Below are 1,684 nucleotides of genomic sequence, written 5' to 3'. Positions count from 1 at the left end.
CTGGTGGCAGGTGGAGCTGGCCCGCCCGGCACGGCTCGGCCGGGTCGCTCTGCACTGGCAGGACGCCCATCCCTCGGCCTACCGCGTCCAGGTCTCCCCGGACGGCCGCCGCTGGCGCACCGCCGCCGCCGTCCGGGACAGCCGGGGCGGCCGGGAGAGCGTCCCCATGGACGAACGGGACGTGCGTTTCGTGCGCGTCCAGGGCGACAAGCGGGCCACCCCGTACGGGTATTCGCTGTGGTCGGCGGAGGCGTACGCCGTCTCGGACTGAACACCTTCCAGGCAGGGCGGAGGACTTCTTCACCGGAGACTATTCACTCAGTACATGTACTCAGTACATAATGATCCGCATGAGCACCCGCCACATCCTGCTGGGCCTGCTCGCGACAGGTCCGAGCCATGGCTACGACCTCAAGCGACGCCACGACGAACGCTTCCCGCAGGCCCGCCCGCTGGCCTACGGGCAGGTCTACACGACCCTGCAGCGTCTCGTGCGGGACGGCCTCGCCGAGGTCGACGGCACCGACTCGGACGGCGGCCCGGAGCGCACGACGTACCGGGCGACGGACGAGGGGACGCACGAGCTGGCCCGCTGGGCCGGGGAGATCGCGCCGCCCGCGCCCTTCGTGGCGAACGAGATCTTCGCCAAGGTCGTGGTCGCGATCCTCTCGGGCGGCGACCCGGACGGCTACCTGAGCGCCCAGCGCGCGGCGCACATGCAGCGGATGCGGGAGCTCACGGCGGTCAAGGCCGCCAAGGGAGCCGATCTCGCGACCGTGCTCTCGGCGGACTACGCCCTCAACCACCTCGACGCCGATCTCCGCTGGATGAACACCACGGCGGCCCGGCTCACCACCCTGACCGCGGAGGTCGACGCGACATGAGCAGACCCGTGCCCCTTCTCACGGCCGGCGGCGTCACCAAGGCGCACGGCCGGACGACGGCCCTGCACGACGCGTCGGTCGAGCTGCACGCCGGCGAGATCCTCGCCGTGACCGGCGCGAGCGGCAGCGGGAAGTCGACGCTGCTGCACTGCCTGGCCGGCATCGTCCGCCCGGACGCGGGCTCGGTGACGTACGACGGCCGGCGGCTGGAGGAACTGCCCGAGAAGCGGCTGAGCGAGCTGCGGCGCACCGAGTTCGGCGTGGTGTTCCAGTTCGGGCAGCTGATCCCCGAACTCACGGTCCTGGACAACGTCGCCCTGCCCCTGCTGCTGGCCGGCACCGACCGGGCCGGTGCCCGGGACCGGGCCGGTCAGTGGCTGGAGCGGTTCGGCGTGCGGGGCCAGGAGGACCTGCGGCCGGGCGAGCTGAGCGGCGGCCAGGCGCAACGGGCCGCGCTGGCCCGGGCCCTGGTCACCGGACCGAGGGTGGTCTTCGCCGACGAGCCGACGGGCGCCCTGGACTCGCTGGCGGGTGAGCAGGTCATGACGGCCCTGATCCACACGGCCCGCGAGGCGGGCACCGCCGTCCTGCTGATCACGCACGACGCCCAGGTGGCGGCGTACGCGGACCGCGAAGTCCGGCTGCGGGACGGGGCCGTGGCGACGCTGGGGGTGACGGCATGACGTCCCTCCGGGCCGATCTGCGCCTCGCCTGGGAGCTCACCCGGGGTTCCGACCGCGGCGAGTGGTGGCGGGTGACCCTCACGGCGACGGGCGCTGCGCTCGCGACCGGCTTCGCAC

Annotated in this window: 3 protein-coding genes; all 3 read left to right on the top strand. The window is 73.2% G+C overall.

All coding sequences use genetic code 11. The annotated features are described in order from the left end of the window. Positions 1-271: discoidin domain-containing protein (locus ABZ281_RS48380; RefSeq protein ID WP_356665111.1), on the top strand; the 271-nt coding region annotated here is incomplete at its 5' end. Positions 272-350: 79 nt separating this feature from the next. Then, positions 351-884 carry a PadR family transcriptional regulator gene (locus ABZ281_RS48375; RefSeq protein WP_142163917.1) on the top strand — a complete coding sequence of 178 codons (534 nt, stop codon included), beginning with the start codon at positions 351-353 and terminating at the stop codon, positions 882-884. After that, on the top strand, positions 881-1,567 hold the full coding sequence (locus ABZ281_RS48370; protein ID WP_356665109.1) for an ABC transporter ATP-binding protein: 687 nt from the start codon (positions 881-883) through the stop codon (positions 1,565-1,567). The genes ABZ281_RS48375 and ABZ281_RS48370 overlap by 4 nt, the downstream gene beginning before the upstream one ends. The last annotated feature ends 117 nt before the right edge of the window (positions 1,568-1,684 follow it).

Source organism: Streptomyces sp. NPDC006265 (assembly GCF_040613555.1).
In the GTDB taxonomy this organism is placed as follows: Bacteria; Actinomycetota; Actinomycetes; order Streptomycetales; family Streptomycetaceae; genus Streptomyces.
The sequence above is the reverse complement of the archived record's forward strand: the minus strand, read 5'-3'. Positions and strand labels throughout refer to the sequence as shown.

What these genes read in the sequence shown, in the direction of transcription:
- ABZ281_RS48375 (WP_142163917.1), top strand. Translation starts at nt 351, where the DNA reads ATGAGCACCCGCCACATCCTGCTGGGCCTGCTCGCGACAGGTCCGAGC.
- ABZ281_RS48370 (WP_356665109.1), top strand. Translation starts at nt 881, where the DNA reads ATGAGCAGACCCGTGCCCCTTCTCACGGCCGGCGGCGTCACCAAGGCG.